Source organism: Paraburkholderia sp., assembly GCF_028283785.1.
Lineage (GTDB): Bacteria > Pseudomonadota > Gammaproteobacteria > Burkholderiales > Burkholderiaceae > Paraburkholderia.
In genome coordinates, this window is record NZ_JAPWKB010000020.1 from 165,901 (window position 1) to 182,678 (window position 16,778).

A 16,778-nucleotide genomic window follows, 5' to 3' on the forward strand; every position below is an offset into this window, starting at 1 on the left:
CAGATGAAAAAAACGACGAAAGAAGACCGGCCGGCGACCGGCGCAGGTCCGATAAAAACTGCCGTCGAGTCTAACTGATTTCGCGTCGTTCCTGACCTCGGCCATTCGGCCAGGTTATGTTGAAAGTGTCGCTTTGTTATGCTGTCGCTTCATGTCTTTCGCGGCTGCCCGTCATGTGACGGCGCGCCCGCCTGCTTCCATAGGTTCCATGCTCCAGCTCTTCTATTCGAACCGTTACGAAACGCTCGTCGATGCGTTGCTCGACGGTCTGACGGCCACCCCGTCCAGCCCCTGGACCGCGCAACCGGTGATCGTGCCGAGCGCGGCCGTGAGGCGTCGGCTCGAACTCGATATCGCCGTGCGCCAGGGCGTGTGCGCGAACGTCGAATTCAGCTATCTCGCGCAGTGGTTATGGGCGCGGATCGGCGGTGTGATCGAAGTGCCGCAGCGCTCGCCGTTCTCGCCGGATCGCCTCGTGTGGCGCTGCTACCGTCTGCTCGGCGACCCGCACGACTCGCTGCCGTGGAACGCGTCGCCGCGTCTTCGCACCTATCTCGATGCCGCCGACGCCACCATGCGCTACGAACTCGCGCGCCGCGTCGCCACCGTGCTCGATCACTATCTGACCTATCGTCCGGAATGGTTGCTGCACTGGCAGAAGGGCGGCTCGATCTTCGCGGGCGGAACCGACGAAGGCGGCCCGCGTCTGGTCGGCGCGAGCGAAGCCGCGCGCGAGGACGAGCGCTGGCAGGCCGCGTTGTGGCGCGCGCTGCTCGCCGAACTCGCGCAACTTCAGGGCGACCGCAACGGTCAGCAGGATATTCCGGTGGCGCCCGTCTCGCGCAGGGGCGCGAAGTCCGACGCGAGCGAACAGGCGTTGCCGCCTGCCTACCGCTTCCTCGAGGAAGTGCGCTCGCTCGATCTCGACGCGATCTCGCGCGCGAAGTGGCCGGAGTCGGTCAGCGTGTTCGCGTTGCCGACCATGCCGCCGCTGCACGTCGCGCTGTTGCGCGAACTGTCGCGTTGGGTGGACGTGCGTTTGTACGTGATGAACCCGTGCCGCGAGTTCTGGTTCGACATCGTCAGCGAAGGGCGCATCGAATCGCTCGACGCGGCCAACCAGCTCGACTATCAGACCAGCGGTCATCCGTTGCTGGCCGAATGGGGACGTCAAACCCAGGCGCAGTTGCACATGCTGAACGAGCTGACCGAGAGCGCCGCATTCGCCGACGCATCACACTACGTGGAAAATCCGGCGTCCACATGGCTCGCCGCATTGCAAAACGGCATGCTCGATCTGCAACCGGAACTGGAGTCGGGTGTGATGCCGGAACAACGCGGCATCGAAATACACGTGTGCCACAGCCTGTCGCGTCAGCTCGAAGTGTTGCACGATCGTTTGTTGGGCTGGTTCGACGAGTTCGACGACCTGCAACCGTCCGACGTGCTGGTCGCGTTTCCGGATCTCGGCGTGGCCGGTCCGCTGATCGACGCGGTGTTCGGCACCGCGCCCGCAGGCGACACGCGCCGGATTCCGTACCGGATTACCGGCTTGCCGCCGTCGCAGGCCAACCCGGTCGCGCGACTGCTGCTCGACTGGCTCGCGTTGCCGGAGCGCAGCGTCGGTGCGCCGGACCTGATCGAATGGCTGCGCGTCGATGCCGTCGGCGCGCGTTACGGAATCGACGCCGCATCGCTGGAAGCGGCGCAGGAATGGCTCGCGGCGGCAGGCGCGCGGCGCGGCATCACCCCCGTCGAGCCGACCGAAGCCGACGTGCCGGTCGCGCGCCACACATTCTCCGACGCGCTGACGCGGCTCTTTCTCGGCTACGCGATGCCGGACGGCGGCGAGCCGGTCGATGCATGGTTGCCGGTCGAGGGCGCCGACGGCTCGGATGCGGAACTGCTCGGCCGTCTGGGCCGTTTCGTCGACGACATCGACGGCTTTTCGCGCGCGGTGGCGGTGGATCAGAAGCCGGGCGAATGGACCCAGTTGCTGCTCGAAACCCTGGCGCTGTGCTTCGATCCGGGCGTCGAGTTTGCCGATTCGATCGCCGATGTCCGCGATGCGCTGGATTCGATGAGCGACGCGATGCGCGCGGGCGCGCACAACGTCGCGATTCCGGCGTCGGTGGTGCGTACGGCGTTGTCGGAAGCGCTCGACGATCCGGCGCGCGGCGGCGTGCCTTGGGGCAGCGTGACGTTCTCGTCGCTGACGAGCTTGCGTGGTTTGCCGTATCGGGTCGTGTGTCTGCTCGGAATGGACGACGGCGTGTTGCCGAGCCTCGCGCGCGCCGACGAGTTCGATCTGATGGCCGCGTTCGGCAAGCCCGGCGACCGCCAGCGCCGCGACGACGAGCAAAACCTTTTTCTCGACCTGCTGCTGGCCGCGCGCGACCGTCTGCTGATCGCCTACACCGGGCGCAGCATTCGCGACAACGCGCCGTTGCCGCCCGCGGCGCTCGTCGATGAACTGCTCGACTATCTGGCGCAGGTGTCGGCCGGACCCGATGCGAGCCCGAAGGCAGTCGAAACGGCGCGCGGCGCGTTTATCGTCGAGCATCCGTTGCAGGCTTTCGCGTCGGACTACTTCGGCGCGCAATCCGGTCTGTTCACCTATGACAGCGACCGCGCGGAACTGGCCGGATTGCTGGCCGCGCCGCGCGATCCGTCGGGCGTGCCGGTCCGGCCGTTCTTCACCGAACCGCTTCCCGCCGATCCAGACCCTCTGATCGCGTTCGACGATTTCGACCGTTTCTGGCGACATCCGGCGCGCGCGTTGTTGCGCGATCGGCTCGGCATCGTGTTGCGAGACGCGCAAGGCGAACTGCTCGACACCGAACCGTTCGAGCTCGACTACGGCGGGCGCGACACGCTCGCCGAGCGGCTGTTGCCGGTGCTGCTCAATAGCGGCGCGGACCAGCGCGACGATGCGTACGCGCACAGCGACGCCACCTTGCACCAACGCGTGCGGCGTGTCGCGGAAGCGAGCCCGGAATTGCCGGGCGGCGCGACCGGCGCGGTGTGGCGCGCGCGCGAACTGAATGCCTTGAACCAGCTGGCCGACAGCGTGCGCCGCGAAGTGGCCGGTGGTGTCGAGCGTCGGCCGTTCGTGCTCGACGTCGTGCCGCAATGGCCGGATACCGGCGGCATTGCGCTGTTCGGCCCGCACGACACCGCGCTGCGCGACAGCGCGCGCGTTCGACAGCCGTTGCAACTGCACGGCACCTTGAATCTGCTGACTGAAACAGGACACGTGATTTTCCGCTACGCCAAACCTTCCGCGCGCGACTATCTGTCGGCGTGGCTCGCCCATCTCGTCTACTGCGCGGTGCTGCCGGACGGCTCGCGCCGCACCGTGTGGCACGGCAGTGGCGAGTCGTTCGAACTCGCGCCGGTCAGTGCGCCGCTCGACCATCTCGCGCCGCTGGTTGCGCTCTACGGCGCGGGGCGTCGGCTGCCGTTGCGCTTTTTCCCGAAGAGCGCGTGGGCCAAGATCAGCGACAGCGAGTCCGCCGCGCAATCGGCGTGGATGAGCGACCGGGTGCGCGGCGAGTCGGACGATCCGGCATTGCGCATCGCGTTGCGCGGCACGCCGTTATCGCTCGACGAACCGTTCGGCGCGCTCGCGTCACTGGTCTTTACGCCGCTGGTCGCGCATCTGCGAGGTGCGGCATGAGCGCGGCCGGATGGACCCAGGCGCAGGCACCCGAAGCGCTCGACGTATTCGGATGCGCGCTCGACGGCGTGAACCAGATCGAGGCGTCGGCGGGAACCGGCAAGACGTGGAATATCTGCGCGCTGTACGTGCGTCTGCTGCTCGAAAAGAAGCTGAACGCCGATCAGATCCTCGTGGTCACGTTCACGAAAGCGGCCACCGCCGAACTGCACGAGCGGATTCGCGGACGGCTTGCGCAACTGCAACGCGCAATCGAACTCGACGACCCTGCAGGCGACCCGTTTATCGAGCAACTTTTCGACACCACGCTCGCGTACGACGGCGGCATCGATCGCGACGAAGCCGGGAAGATCGTGCGACGCGCGTTGCGCACGTTCGATCAGGCCGCGATCCACACGATCCACGCGTTCTGTCAGCGCGCGTTGCAGGAAGCGCCGTTTGCCGCTGCGATGCCGTTCGCGTTCGATATGGAAGCCGACGACGCGTCGTTGCGCTTCGAACTCGCCGCCGACTTCTGGCGCGAGCGCGTCGAGCCGGTCGCCGCGCGTTTTCCGGCGTTCGCCGCGTGGCTGGTGGGCAAACGCGCGGGGCCGGCATCGCTCGATGAGCAACTGGCGCGTCGTCTGAAGAAGCCGCTCGCGGTGCTGCGTTGGGGCGGCGCGAATGGTCTGGCCACGTCGACGGTCGAAGCCGATCCACGGATCGGTTTCGACGCCGCATGCGCGATGTGGCGCGCGGAACGCGATTCGATCGTCGCGCTGCTTCAACAGGTTCAGGAGCGGCTGAGCAAAACCTCGCACAAGCCGGAACTCGTCGCGGCCGCGATTGCCGCGTGGAACGACTATTTCGCGCTCGACGATTGCCACGCCGCGCCACCGCGCGCGGCGTTGAAGCTGACTGCGTCGGCGTTGAAGAAGGCGACCAAGGTCAAGTTCGAGCCACCCGAGCATCCGTTTTTCCTGCACGCGGACGAACTCGCGGCGGCGGTCGTCGCGGCCGAGGACGCGCAACGCGCGCGCTGGCTCGACATCGTGCAGCGCTGGCTCGACTACGCGCCCGTCGAACTCGCGGCGCGCAAGCGCACGCGTCGGGTCGTGTCGTTCGACGATCTGCTGTCGAATCTCTATCGCGCGCTGGCCGCGCATCCGTGGTTGTCCGATGCGTTGCGCGCGCGCTATCCGGCTGCGCTGATCGACGAGTTTCAGGACACCGACCCGTTGCAGTTCGCGATCTTCAGCCGCATTTTCGCGCCTGCCGGACCGCTGTTCCTGGTCGGCGATCCGAAGCAGGCCATTTACAGTTTTCGCGCGGCGGATCTGCATACGTATCTGGCCGCGCGTGCGGCAGCGTCGGCGCGTTATACGCTGGCCGTCAACCAGCGTTCCACCGCGCCGATCGTCGCCGCGTGCAACTGGATTTTCGAAGCGAATCCGCGCGCGTTCGTGCTCGACGGTCTCGACTATCAACCGGTCGAAGCGGGCGCGCGCCAGCGTCCGCCGTTGACCGACGCGACCGCTGGCGAGGCCGATCCGTTCGACGCGTTCGACACGCCGTCCGCGAACGGCGATTTCCGCATCTGGACCTTGCCGTCGGGCGATGCCGCGCTGACCAAGCGCGACGCGCAGCGCGCCGCCGCCGAAGCCTGTGCGGCCGAGATCGTGCGGCTGCTGCGCGGGGCGCGCAACGGCGCGGTGATGATCGGCGATACGCCGCTCGCGCCGGGCAATATCGCGGTGCTGGTGCAGACCCACAAGCAGGGCAGTCTGATCAAGCGCGTGCTGGCCGCGTGGGGCGTCGGCAGCGTGGAACTGGCGCAGGCGTCGGTGTTCGCGACGCTCGACGCCGAGCAGATCGAACGGGTGCTGGCCGCGGTCGATACGCCCGGCGATCTGCGTCGGTTGCGCGCCGCTTTGTCGACCGACTGGCTGGGTCTCGACGCGTCCGCGTTGTGGCGGATGGAGCAGGTCGCCGACGCGCCCGCATCCGCCGACGACCCCGCGCATGCCGCCGACGCAATGGGCTGGGTTGAGCGCTTCTCGCGTTACCGGACCTTGTGGCATGAGCGCGGCTTCGCGGTGATGTGGCGCACGCTGATGCGCGAATTGCGGGTCGCGCAGCGGCTGGTTGCGGGTGCGGACGGCGAGCGTCGTCTGACTAACGTGAATCATCTGGCCGAACTCGTGCAGGCGCGTGCCGCCGAACAACCGGGCATCGCGCCGACGCTGCGCTGGCTGGCCGCGCAACGCGCGCAAGGCGGTGGCGGCGAAGAGGCGCAACTGCGGCTCGAATCGGACCGCAATCTGGTGCAGATCGTCACGGTCCACAAGTCGAAAGGTCTCGAATATGCGGTCGTGTTCTGTCCGTTCCTGAACGACGGCGCGTTGCGCGATCCGCCTTCCACCGGCTTGCCCGATGCGCGTGAATATCACGACGACAGCGGCGACGCCGTGCTCCATTACGGCGCGGACGACGAGCAGGCCGAACGTGCGGCGCGTCACGCGATGCGCGAGCAGGCTGCCGAACGCGCGCGCCTCGTTTATGTGGCGCTGACGCGCGCGGTGTATCGCTGCTATCTGGTGACGGGCGCGTATCTGGCCAAGCGCTCGACCAAGGAATCGCGGCGCAGCGTGCTGAACTGGCTGGTGGCGGGCGAGGGCTATCAGTTCGACGACTGGCTGACGGACCCGCCGGAAGAATCCGAGGTGATGAACCGGTGGCGCGCGCTCGCGATGGGGCCGATCTCGATCGGGCGTTTGCCGGAACCGGCCGGGCGCACGCCGCTCGAAAGCCGCGACGACAGCGGCCAGACGATGCGCGCGCGTTCGAACCGGCGTCAATTGCGCGATCAGTGGCGCATGGCGAGTTTCAGCGGTTTGATCGCGGCGGGTCACCGGCTCGAAGCGAGCGCGTTGCAACTGGAAGACGCGCGGCCCGATCACGATGAGCTAGCCGATGCGTTGAAGGATGCGTCGCTCGATGCGTTCGCGCTCGATCTGCGCCGTGGCGAGCCGAACGCATTCGTGGTGCCGGCCGACGACATCCTGCATTTCCCGCGCGGCGCGGCGGCGGGCGACTGTCTGCACCGGATGTTCGAGCTGGCCGATTTCTCGGATCGCTCGACGTGGCCCAAAGCGATCGAAGGCGCGTTGCGCGAGCGGCCTGCGCCTGCCGCGCCGGAACTTGCCGCGCAACTGCCGGCGATGATGCACAACCTGCTCGCGGACGTGGTCGCAACCGAACTCGTGCCCGGCTTCACGCTCGCGACGCTCGATCCCGAGCGTCGGCTGAATGAACTCGAGTTTATGTTCGCCGCGCCGTCGATGGATTTTCATGCGTTGCGCGCGTTGCTGACGGCGCACGGTTACCCCGACGTCGCGCTCGAAAACGGCGCGTTGCGCGGCTTCGTCAAAGGATTTATCGACATGATCGTCGAGCATCAAGGGCGCTTCTGGATCCTCGACTGGAAGTCGAATCACCTCGGCGAATCGGCGCAAGACTACGACGCGGGGTCGCTCGAAGCGGCGATGGCGAGTCACGCGTATCACTTGCAGGCGCTGCTCTACACGGTCGCGCTGCATCGTTATTTGCGGGTTCGCGTGCGCGATTACGCGTACGACACGCATATCGGCGGTTATCTGTATCTGTTCGTGCGCGGGGTGCGGCCTTCGTGGCGCGACCTCACAAGTGACGCGGGCGGCGACAGTCGCGCGGCAGGCGTGCATGCGCGGCGTCCATCGTATGAACTCGTGGTCGCGCTCGACGCGCTGATGCGCGGAGGTGCGGTATGAGCACACCGGTTCAGGCGGGTTTCGATATCGAACTGAATCTTCCGGCGTTTCCCGCGCCGGCCGATTTCAGTATGGCGCTGGCCGAAGGGTTCGCGCGGCGCATCGGCATGCTCGCGCGGCGCTCGGGCGCGTCGCCGGCAAGCATCCGGTGGGCGGCACGCGCGGCGTTCGCCGCAAGTCGCGCGACCGCCGAAGGCCACGTCTGCGTGCCCTTGCCGGTGCTGGCGTTGCGTTACGACGCGGCGGCCGCGGAGGTGCGCCGTGCGCTGTTCGACAGCGGCGTCGCGTGCGACGGCACGCAGGCGGCGTCGGCGTTGCGGCCGCTAGTCGTCGACGGACAGGGGCGTCTTTATCTCGCGCGTTACTACGATTACGAGCGACGCCTTGCCCGTTCACTGGTCGCGCATGCGGGCGCGGTCAGCGCTGCGGAAGGATCGGACGCGCATCGGGCCGCCAGCGCAGACGTGTTGCACGCGCGTCTGCTGCGTTACTTCGGCGAGCCGCGCGACGCGGAGGTCGACTGGCAACGTGTTGCGGCGGTGATGGCGCTGTCCGGACGGCTGACGATCGTCAGCGGCGGGCCGGGTACGGGCAAGACGACCACGGTGGTCGGCGTGCTGGCGTGCCTGCTCGATAGCCGCGCGGATTTGCGGATCGCGCTCGCGGCGCCGACCGGCAAGGCCGCGCAACGGATGCAGGAAGCGTTGCTCGCGCGAGCCGGCGATCTGCCGCCGGAGCTGGCGAACAGCTTGCCGCAAACCTCGTATACGCTGCATCGTCTGCTGGGCTCGGGGCCGAACGGGCGCTACCGCCACCATCGCGATAATCCGTTGCCTTACGACGTGATCGTGATCGACGAGGCGTCGATGATCGACGTCGCGATGGCCGCGCATCTGCTCGACGCGGTCGCGCCGCATACGCGGCTCGTGATGCTCGGCGACAAGGACCAGCTCGCGGCGGTCGAAGCGGGCGCGGTGTTCGCGGAACTGAGCGCACAGCCGCGATTTTCGACGGCGGGCGTGGATGCGATCGCGGCTGCGCTGCAGATCGATCCGCAGCAGTTTTCGGCGGCGTTGCCGCGTGCCGATGCGCCGCAGGACGACGGCGACATCGTCGACGAATTCGACGGGTTCGCGGGCTTCGGCGGCGACGACGCGTTCGCCGGGTTCGATCGGGCGGACGATGCCGGCGCGGGTGGCGCGGAACGCTTTGCCGGAGACTTTGGCGGCGCCGACGCCAGCGATCTTGCCGATGGCGACGCACGCGCGCATGCAAAAGCAGGCGCCAACACCGACACGCCGCTGGCCGACTGCGTCGTCTGGCTCGAACGGAATTACCGGTTCGGACTCGACTCGGCGATTGGCCGTCTGTCGCTGGCGATCCGGCGCGGCGCTGCAACCGAAGCGCTCGACACGCTCGACATCGATCCGTCCGCGCCGTGCGCCGCCGCGCTCTACGAAGACACGCAGGCGTCGCCGGGCGAGCGTACGGTCGCGCGACTGGCGGCCGGATTCGCACCGTATGCGGACGCGCTCGCCGATGCGCTGGCCTCGGACTCGCCCGATCCGTTACCGCTGTTCGACGCGTTGAACCGGTTCCGCATTCTGTGCGCGACACGCGCCGGTCAGCGCGGCGTGGATCAGGTGAATGCCACCATGTCCGCGCAGGTTCGCCGCGCGGCGCGCGTGCCGCTCGCTGTGGGCGCGCAATGGTTTCCGGGACGTCCGGTGATGGTGACGCGCAACGACTATGCGCTGGGTCTGTTCAACGGCGATATCGGCATTGCGTTGCCGGGCGCGGACGGCGCGTTGCGCGTGTATTTCCGCACCGGCGACGGCGGGATGCGCGCGGTGTCGCCGGCCGCGCTGCCGCCGCACGACACCGCGTTCGCGTTGACGGTGCACAAGTCGCAGGGCTCGGAGTTCGAGCATGCGGTGTTGATGTTGCCGTCCAGCTTCAGTCGCGTGTTGTCGCGTGAGCTGGTCTATACGGCGATCACGCGTGCGCGGACGCGGGTCGAGGTGATCGGCGCGCGCGCTGTGTTCGCGCAGGCGGTCGCGACGCCGACGCAACGCGATTCGGGGCTGGCGGCGCGGATCGCCGAGATGGCGCGGCCCGCGCCGGCTACTGCGCGTTCGGCGGCGCGGCGGACACGGTGACGCGAGTTTGCAGGCGCTTGCGGAACCAGAAGGTCCAGGCGGTCAGTCCACCGTAGATCGCGTAGCTGATTACCGGCGACACCACCAGAAAGCGCTCGACGGGCCACGTCCATGCGAGCCACGCGCGGATTGCCGTTTCGGCGGTCAGTCCGCTGCCCCATACGAGCGTCATCAGCCGGAAGGTCGATGCGAGCGCGGGGCGCTCGTGCCACGCGGCGTCGAGACGCGCGGGACCATCGGCAGATTCGCGGGCGACGGTCGCGCGCGCGAGGTGAAAGATCAGCGGACGGCGCATCGCGAGCGACATCAAAAAAGCGACGCCGACCGCGCCCGACACCAGCGATTCGCGCAACAGCAGCATGCGCGGACTGCCGCCCAGCGCCATCGCACCGATCGACAGCACGATCCCGGCGAGCACGATCGCGCTCAGCGCATCGACGCGGCGAAAGCGCGCGAGTTCGACGGCGCTCCACACCAGCGGCGGAACCGCCGACGCGATCAGGCCGCCGGTCTCGCCCCAATGCGGCTGCGCATACCGGTAAGCGAGCCACGGCAGCAGCAGGTTGAAGAGCATTTCGAGCACGAACGCAGGACGCAGTTTCATCTGGACAGGTGTGAGGGGCGAGGTGGGAAACAGACGGCAGCGCGCCAGTATCGGCGATCTCCCGGTCAGCCCGCAACCCGTCGCCGATAGCGCTGTGTACACTGGCACACCGGCAATTCGCCGTCCATCATCGACACCATGACCGTCCGCTATCCGATCCCGCCGAACGAAATCGAACTCACCGCAGTGCGCGCGCAAGGCGCGGGCGGTCAGAACGTCAACAAGGTATCGAGCGCGATTCACTTGCGCTTCGACGTGCGGGCGTCGTCATTGCCGGAAGTGTTGAAGATGCGTCTGCTGGCGCTGTCCGATCATCGTTTGACGCGAGACGGCGTCGTGATCATCAAGGCGCAGGAACACCGCACGCAGGAGATGAACCGGGCGGCGGCGCTGGCGCGGCTGGAGCAGTTGATCGAGAGCGTCAGCGCGACCCGCAAGCATCGGGTCGCGACGCGGCCCACGCGGGCGTCGAATCTGCGTCGGCTCGACGGCAAGTCGAAGCGCAGCGAGATCAAATCCGGACGCGGGCGCGGTCACACGGACGATTGAACACGCGGGTTTTGCCGCACTCAATCAGTCCGGTTCAGCACGCGCTCAACGCCGCCCGCAACCCGGCCCGTTCGCCGAGGCACCGGCGGGAATGAAATCCGCACACAACACATAGGTGGCGTCGCCGCGTTTGAGCGCCACGGCCGCCGTATAGCAATCCTCGCCGTCGATCAGCGAGCAGTGCGGTCCCATCATCGTCACGCGACCGGGCGCGGCTAGCGCGTGCTTGAAATACGCGCGACGCGACCAGTTGGTCTTGACGTCGGTAAACAGCGGCGCGAGGCGTTGCGGCGGCGGTGGGACATAGCAGGCCGTCACCGACGGCATGATCTGCTCGCCGCGCTCGTCGGTGACGAACACGCGACGCGCCGACGCGACCCGAAACACATGTTGCGCAGCCGCCGTCAGATCGCCGTTCGACGCGTAGTCTTTCGCCGCGTCGAGCACGGCTTCGGCAAAGCCGTCGAAGCCGAGACGCGGACCGCGTGCATGCGCGCGTTCGTAGTCGGCGTACTGGCTCCACATCGATTCGAGCACGCCGGGCACGAGTGCAGAGGCGGCCTCGATCGAGCCTTTCGGCTGGCCGAGGCGGAAGCCCTGAATGAAATCGACGTCGGCGTGCATCAGGATCATCAGTTCTTCGTCGGTCTCGACGCCTTCGGCGAGCACGAGTGCACCGGACTGATGCAGCATCGCGATCAAATGGCTGATCAGCGAATCGTCGCCTTCCTGTTTGGCCGCGCGCTGCACCAGCGAACGGTCGAGCTTGACGATGTCCGGGCGGAAGCGCCACACGCGGTCGAAGTTCGAGAAGCCGGTGCCGAAATCGTCGATTGCGATCAGGAAGTCGCGCGGCTGCGACGCAGTCAGCATGCTCGCGACCGCCGATTCGTCGTCCGCCGGTTGCTCCAGCACTTCGATCACGATGCGCTCTTGCGCGAGGCCGAAATGCGCGGACAACTCGTCGATAAACGCGCGTTGCGGCCAGCCGGTCTCGAACACCTGCGGCCGCGTGTTCAGAAACAGCCAGCCGGTTTCGATGCCCTGATCCATGAAGTTCGCGACGTGCAGGCAGCGCGCGATGCGGTCGAGTTCACGCGCTTCGGCAGCCGAGCGCGTGCCCGAGAACAGCACTTCGGGCGACACCGGCAAGCCGACCGGATCGAACGCGCGCAACAAACCCTCGTATCCGACGATCCGCTGATGCGTGATCGACAGCACGGGTTGGAACACGCTGTGCAAGGTCAGCGCGCGCCAGGTGGCGGTCCAGCCGGACTCTTCGCGCGTGAGATGCGGCAGAAGACCGGTCAGCGTCGGATCGTCGACGGTCGGCATGGCGGCAGAGGCGAAAGGGTAGAGAGCGGCGCGCAAGTCATGACCCAAGGTAAGGTGGAAAGCTCAACGCGCAGCCTTGCCGCACCGTACCGACGTGCGGTCGTCAGCCGGGCACGGCGATGCCGGCCAGCCCCGCAGACTCGCAGAACATTGGCAGCCACGCTGGTCTCCACGGATTGGTCGAAAACAGTCTAGCAGTTCGAATATGGAGTGACTGTACGGGTTAAACCACCCGTGAAATGTGCGGCCGGACACGTCCGTTGCGGACTCTCGTGGCGGGCGTGGAAGCGCTTTCGGCGCGGGCTGTGCGCACTGTTGCAGCGATACGTTTGCGGCCGCGTTTTGCGGTTTGCGCAGCACGAAAATGAAACGGCCGGCGATGCATCGTCGGATGCATCGCCGGCCATTCTGTTCGCTGGTCGCGGTTTGCGCGCCGGTTGCCCGGCGCGGCGTCGCGTCAGCGGGATATCAATGCGCCGCTTGCGGCACGTCGAGGATCAGGATGATGGTCCAGTCGGCGTCGCCGTCGTGGTGATATTGACGCTCCACGACGATGAACGGTTGCTGCTTGCCGTCAGGGCCAAGAAACAGCACGTCGCCTTCCATCGGCAGGCACTCGACCGGCGGCAGCGCCAGATACGCTTCCTGTCCGCCGCGCGGCATCAGCTTCTCGATCTTGCGCGACGCCGCTTCGGTCCATTCGATATCCAGTTGGATGTTGCTCATTCTGTCCTCCGCACCAAGGTGCGCATGGGTTGGGGAAATTTCGGTGCGCGACTTTAGCATACCGTCAGCCGCGCCCCAGCAACTAAAAAGCCGAAACCGGCATGACCGGCTTCGGCTTTCTCTCCTTGCAACCGGGCGCTCGACGCGCGTCGGCGCGCTGGATTACTGGCTTGCGGCGTCGGCGGGCGCGGCGCTCATCTTCTTGGCAGGCTTTTTGTGATGCATCGGCTTCTTGTGCATCGGCGCGGGCGCGCTGTCGTTCATCTGCTGCTGCGCCTGGAGAGCTTGCGCGCGCTGTTCGACATCGGCCGCCTTGGCGGGGTCGGTGCTCATCATGACGCCGTTGTCTTGCGCATACGCGGCGCCCGTCAACGCGGAGAGGGAAACCAGAATCGCCAGGGACACTTTTTTCATCGTTACCTCCGTACAGTGGTTATGGCCGGCTTACGCCCTTCCGACCGGGAAGACAGTGAATTCTAGGCAGCAATTTCCGCTCCACGACAGATTTTGTAACCTTGCCCGCGTATCGTTACATCCCGTTACACCACACTGCGTCGCAGCTTGTTCGGATAATCCGGTGAATCGGTCAATAAAACGTGGGTGAAACCGCCACATTCCAGCGAATGCGTGCGAAGTCGCAGGGCGCGAACGGCGTTGTCGACACTTAAAAACATCCTTAACAACACTCGCCTAAAAGCGTCCGATTGCACGATACACATGAAATTGTGCAATCCCGATCAGTTCGTGCAGCGCGGTTTCGGCGCTGATCCAGTTATCGATTCGCGGCAGAAATCCGACCCGCACGTGGCGCGTATTCGAGATCAGCGGTTGCGGCGACATTGCGAAACGATGGAAGTCGAGCAGCGCGCGCGGCATATGGTAGGCGGACGTGATGACGATCAATGCGTCGTAGCCATTGTGGTTCACGATGCCGGCGACATAGCGTGCGTTTTCGTATGTGGTCAGGCTGCGGTTTTCGACGATCGCGTCGGTGCGCGGCACGCCGCGTTCGAGCAGATAGGGCAGGTAGACGTCGGCTTCGGCCGCTTCGTGATGCTGAGGATTGCCGCCGCTCAGGATGACGGTGCACGTCGCGCCGGTTTTGCGGCAATCGGCATAGGTGGTGGCGGCCACTTTCACGCGCGTCAGCGCGTCGTGCTTGGGAATCAGATGGTCGTCATCGTCGTATTCCGTACCGCCGCCCAGCACCACGATTGCGGTGCGCGCCGCGAAGTGCGTGGCTTCACCGTTGGTCCGGTTGTCTTGCGCCCAGTGCAATAGTGGCGCGCTGAGCCATCCGGCGCCGATCAGCCAGAACAGCAGCGCAGCGGCGATTGCGAGCGGCACGCGGGCGCGTTTCCAAAGCAGGATTGCTGCAAAAAAAAGCACTAATAAAGTGAATAGAATCAATTTAATTGGGGTAACGTATGGGTTTAGGGACACGCGAACGCACCGGCCATCGCACCGCAATGGTTGCATCGTCGGCTCGCCAGCAGAACGCTATCACGCGGTAATACGGGGGTCCCTGAAAGACAACAAACAGCGCCAGGCAGGAGGCGACCGCGGCGATCCCGCGTGCACTCCGGCTACGGGTGGGTGCTACGCGCGTCACGAGCGACGCCGTGATGTGCTGCGCAAAGTTGTGTCATGGCTGCACTTTAAGAAAGAAGTGAGATGACCACGTATTCCAACGAAGCGGTACTTGAAGCGCTGAGGCGGGCGCAATATCGCCAGGTGCCATGGGCTCGACGCCCGGGCGTATTCGGATATCTGCGCGCGCTAGGCCTGATGGAAACGGTTCGCCAGCGCACCGTCGCACCGGCTCCCGGTTTTCATGCACCCGTAGATATCGCCGTGCTGACCGATCGGGGCAGGGCCGAGTTTCAACGGCTCGCTCGCGACGAACGCTCTCTGACCTGGGACGCGCACCGGACAAACGAATACGTCGCGCTGCATCCCGAGCCGGCCGCAGTGCTCGAAGCCAGGCCGTAACTCCGGCATCGGCTTCCGACTCAAATGCCTCGCTGCTCCGACGAGCGGCGATGAGGACTCTTCGCCCCGCGCGATACGCCGTTACCGGGCTTTTTATCCGGTGTCATCGGTTTTCAAGCCGTCTTCAAGCTCTCCTCAACTCGTCTTCCCGTTCGCTTCTGATCCGCGTCGCTTTCCTGAGCGTTCACACGTGGACGTCGTACGCGTGCGCATTCGTCGCCGCATATTGAACCGGCCAAAAAAAGCCCGTATCACGAGGATACGGGCATACCGGATTACTTCTGCCACGCTGTGCTGATGGCATTCAATGAGACTTGCTGCGGGCAGTGTGGTTCCACCCGATTACCGAATGTTTTCGTACTGCACTTCAATGCCGCCGTGGCGACTCATCGCGATTCGGCTCCGGACGCGTGCGCACGTTGCTTGCGATATCGCCGCGCAGGTCGCCGCGCGGTGCAGGCGGCGTGAAGTCATGAGGATGATCGTTCTGCTGACGCGTCTCGATCGCCGTGGGGCGATCGGGCGGCCAGTTCCAGCCCTGTTGATGCTGTTGCGCCAACAAAGGTGCGGCGAGCGACGAAACGACAATGCCGCACAGAAGCAGTGACATTGGTTTCATGGTGGGGCTCCCGTCAAGCCGGGCGATGCAGGCTTGTTTGCATACGTCTACGGTAGGCTCATCGGCGAAAGCACGCTGTAATTAAAAGTAAATGGATGTTTCGTGAAGTGCCGCCTTCATCGGATGGCGCGCTTCGTGCTCGCTGCCACACGGGCTACGTGCGAATTCCGGTTCGAAGCGCTAAAACGGGTGAGCCGCAAATCGGAACCGTCACGTGATGCCGCTTTCCGGTGCGTGCGTTGCCACGCGGCTGTCATCCGGCAGATTCGCGGAACCGACGCGCACGACAAGTCTGGCTCGCTGCACGAAGCAGGTGCCATATCGGAGTCCACGAGAGGGAGTCAAGCACAACGCCGGTGCCGGCGTGTTGGTGACAAAGCTGAAGGCGGTGTGCCTTCGGGCTGCTGTCGATGACCGTGAGGTCGTATCGGGCAGGAACGGATTCCGCCGATTGTCCGTCGCAAACGGGTCAGAGGACGATGAAGTGATGACGATCGCGCGCCTGAAGCGCACGATCGTCACACACAATTCATCAGGCCATCTTGACCGGAGCGCGCCAGGATTCCGGATTGGTCCAGAATGCGCCGCGCAGGCGATCGCGGCTCGGCGGTGCCGGCGGCTTCGCTGCTGTCGCGCCGATCCGGCCGCGCAGCGAGACTTCACGGCCGCTCGTGCCGAGTCGTTTCACAATTTCCGCGAGCGTACCGTCGGCTTGCCACTCGTCGAAACGGCGGCGGCACGTCGGCGGCGACGGATAGCGGCCCGGAAGTTTGGACCAGCCTTCGCCCGTCGACAGCACCCACAGCACAGCGTTGACCACAGCACGCGCTTCCACACGCGGACGACCGCGTCGTTCGCTACGTGCCGGTTCAGCGCAGAACAGTGCCTCGACCAGCGCCCACTCGTTGTCTCTCAAATCGTCGAACAGCATCATGTATCACCTCAGCGAAGCTAACTCCGGTGCGCTGCCCCGCGCCGCGCACTCTGCATGCACTCTTTCGAGTGCCCAGGCCGGATCTGGCATATCTCGGTTCCCGTGAACCAGGAACCTCGACGCCGACCCTGTACGCTTTCAAATGCATGAAGCGTGCCAAGTGCGTGTAAATCGCCGGAAAGCCCGCAGCATCGGGGCTGCGGCGGTGTTAGCTAGGGGCGTATGAGAATCCAAAAAAACCATTCAGCAAATCGGGACAATCACCAATCTTGTGCAATCAGGCCCGTCAGCCGTGCGTCTGCGCCTCTTTGCTGCATCGCAGCGAAACGATTGCGGGGCTTTTTGGCTCGTCTCGAAACGATATAAAATGCATTAATTGTTTTCATTGATGAG

At 65.6% G+C, this 16,778-nt stretch carries 11 protein-coding genes and 1 pseudogene; 5 read left to right on the plus strand and 7 right to left on the minus strand.

All coding sequences use genetic code 11. The features are described 5' to 3' along the window. Nucleotides 1–208 precede the first annotated feature (208 nt). The 3 genes from recC to PW947_RS29900 are packed head-to-tail and all read left to right on the plus strand — an operon-like array spanning nt 209 to nt 9,626. Nucleotides 209–3,679, plus strand: a complete 3,471-nt coding sequence (gene recC / locus PW947_RS29890) for an exodeoxyribonuclease V subunit gamma (protein ID WP_299636309.1) — start codon at nt 209–211, stop codon at nt 3,677–3,679. Next, complete coding sequence (gene recB / locus PW947_RS29895; RefSeq protein WP_299636311.1) at nt 3,676–7,467, plus strand: exodeoxyribonuclease V subunit beta; 3,792 nt, start codon at nt 3,676–3,678, stop codon at nt 7,465–7,467. Before recC ends, recB begins: the two co-directional genes overlap by 4 nt. Then, entirely contained in the window at nt 7,464–9,626 is a 2,163-nt protein-coding gene (locus tag PW947_RS29900) for an AAA family ATPase (RefSeq protein WP_299636313.1), read from the plus strand. The genes recB and PW947_RS29900 overlap by 4 nt, the downstream gene beginning before the upstream one ends. On the opposite strand, the gene PW947_RS29905 is transcribed toward PW947_RS29900, so the two are convergent. Then, nucleotides 9,592–10,230, minus strand: coding sequence for a VC0807 family protein (locus PW947_RS29905; RefSeq protein WP_299636315.1), 639 nt, complete (start codon nt 10,228–10,230; stop codon nt 9,592–9,594). The genes PW947_RS29900 and PW947_RS29905 overlap by 35 nt on opposite strands. Nucleotides 10,231–10,368: 138 nt before the next feature. Between PW947_RS29905 and arfB the strand changes: the two genes are divergently transcribed. Next, nucleotides 10,369–10,779, plus strand: coding sequence for an alternative ribosome rescue aminoacyl-tRNA hydrolase ArfB (gene arfB, locus PW947_RS29910; RefSeq protein ID WP_299636317.1), 411 nt, complete (start codon nt 10,369–10,371; stop codon nt 10,777–10,779). 45 nt (nt 10,780–10,824) lie between these two features. On the opposite strand, the gene PW947_RS29915 is transcribed toward arfB, so the two are convergent. The 4 genes from PW947_RS29915 to PW947_RS29930 form a co-directional block, all read right to left on the minus strand. Then, nucleotides 10,825–12,114, minus strand: coding sequence for an EAL domain-containing protein (locus tag PW947_RS29915; RefSeq protein ID WP_299636319.1), 1,290 nt, complete (start codon nt 12,112–12,114; stop codon nt 10,825–10,827). A 468-nt stretch (nt 12,115–12,582) separates the two neighbouring features. After that, nucleotides 12,583–12,840 (minus strand): DNA-binding protein, encoded by a 258-nt coding sequence (locus PW947_RS29920; RefSeq protein WP_299636321.1) that lies wholly within the window; start codon nt 12,838–12,840, stop codon nt 12,583–12,585. A 162-nt stretch (nt 12,841–13,002) separates the two neighbouring features. Beyond that, the gene (locus PW947_RS29925) at nt 13,003–13,254 is read right to left on the minus strand and encodes a hypothetical protein (protein ID WP_299636322.1); all 252 of its coding nucleotides are present in this window, start codon (nt 13,252–13,254) and stop codon (nt 13,003–13,005) included. A 276-nt stretch (nt 13,255–13,530) separates the two neighbouring features. Further along, nucleotides 13,531–14,250 carry a YdcF family protein gene (locus PW947_RS29930; RefSeq protein ID WP_299636324.1) on the minus strand — a complete coding sequence of 240 codons (720 nt, stop codon included), beginning with the start codon at nt 14,248–14,250 and terminating at the stop codon, nt 13,531–13,533. A gap of 264 nt (nt 14,251–14,514) precedes the next feature. On the opposite strand from PW947_RS29930, the gene PW947_RS29935 reads away from it, so the two are divergent. Next, nucleotides 14,515–14,832, plus strand: coding sequence for a hypothetical protein (locus tag PW947_RS29935; protein WP_299636326.1), 318 nt, complete (start codon nt 14,515–14,517; stop codon nt 14,830–14,832). Between the two features lie 367 nt (nt 14,833–15,199). On the opposite strand, the gene PW947_RS29940 is transcribed toward PW947_RS29935, so the two are convergent. Next, nucleotides 15,200–15,451: a hypothetical protein gene (locus tag PW947_RS29940; protein ID WP_299636328.1), complete on the minus strand. Its 252-nt coding sequence runs from the start codon at nt 15,449–15,451 to the stop codon at nt 15,200–15,202. A 544-nt stretch (nt 15,452–15,995) separates the two neighbouring features. Then, nucleotides 15,996–16,382 (minus strand): annotated as a pseudogene (locus tag PW947_RS29945) (transposase); the annotation flags it as partial. Nucleotides 16,383–16,778: the final 396 nt, after the last annotated feature.

Excerpts from the sequence above, each read along its gene's own strand:
- recC (WP_299636309.1), top strand. The coding sequence starts at position 209 with ATGCTCCAGCTCTTCTATTCGAACCGTTACGAAACGCTCGTCGATGCG.
- recB (WP_299636311.1), top strand. The coding sequence starts at position 3,676 with ATGAGCGCGGCCGGATGGACCCAGGCGCAGGCACCCGAAGCGCTCGAC.
- PW947_RS29900 (WP_299636313.1), top strand. The coding sequence starts at position 7,464 with ATGAGCACACCGGTTCAGGCGGGTTTCGATATCGAACTGAATCTTCCG.
- PW947_RS29905 (WP_299636315.1), bottom strand. The coding sequence starts at position 10,230 with ATGAAACTGCGTCCTGCGTTCGTGCTCGAAATGCTCTTCAACCTGCTG.
- arfB (WP_299636317.1), top strand. The coding sequence starts at position 10,369 with ATGACCGTCCGCTATCCGATCCCGCCGAACGAAATCGAACTCACCGCA.
- PW947_RS29915 (WP_299636319.1), bottom strand. The coding sequence starts at position 12,114 with ATGCCGACCGTCGACGATCCGACGCTGACCGGTCTTCTGCCGCATCTC.
- PW947_RS29920 (WP_299636321.1), bottom strand. The coding sequence starts at position 12,840 with ATGAGCAACATCCAACTGGATATCGAATGGACCGAAGCGGCGTCGCGC.
- PW947_RS29925 (WP_299636322.1), bottom strand. The coding sequence starts at position 13,254 with ATGAAAAAAGTGTCCCTGGCGATTCTGGTTTCCCTCTCCGCGTTGACG.
- PW947_RS29935 (WP_299636326.1), top strand. The coding sequence starts at position 14,515 with ATGACCACGTATTCCAACGAAGCGGTACTTGAAGCGCTGAGGCGGGCG.
- PW947_RS29940 (WP_299636328.1), bottom strand. The coding sequence starts at position 15,451 with ATGAAACCAATGTCACTGCTTCTGTGCGGCATTGTCGTTTCGTCGCTC.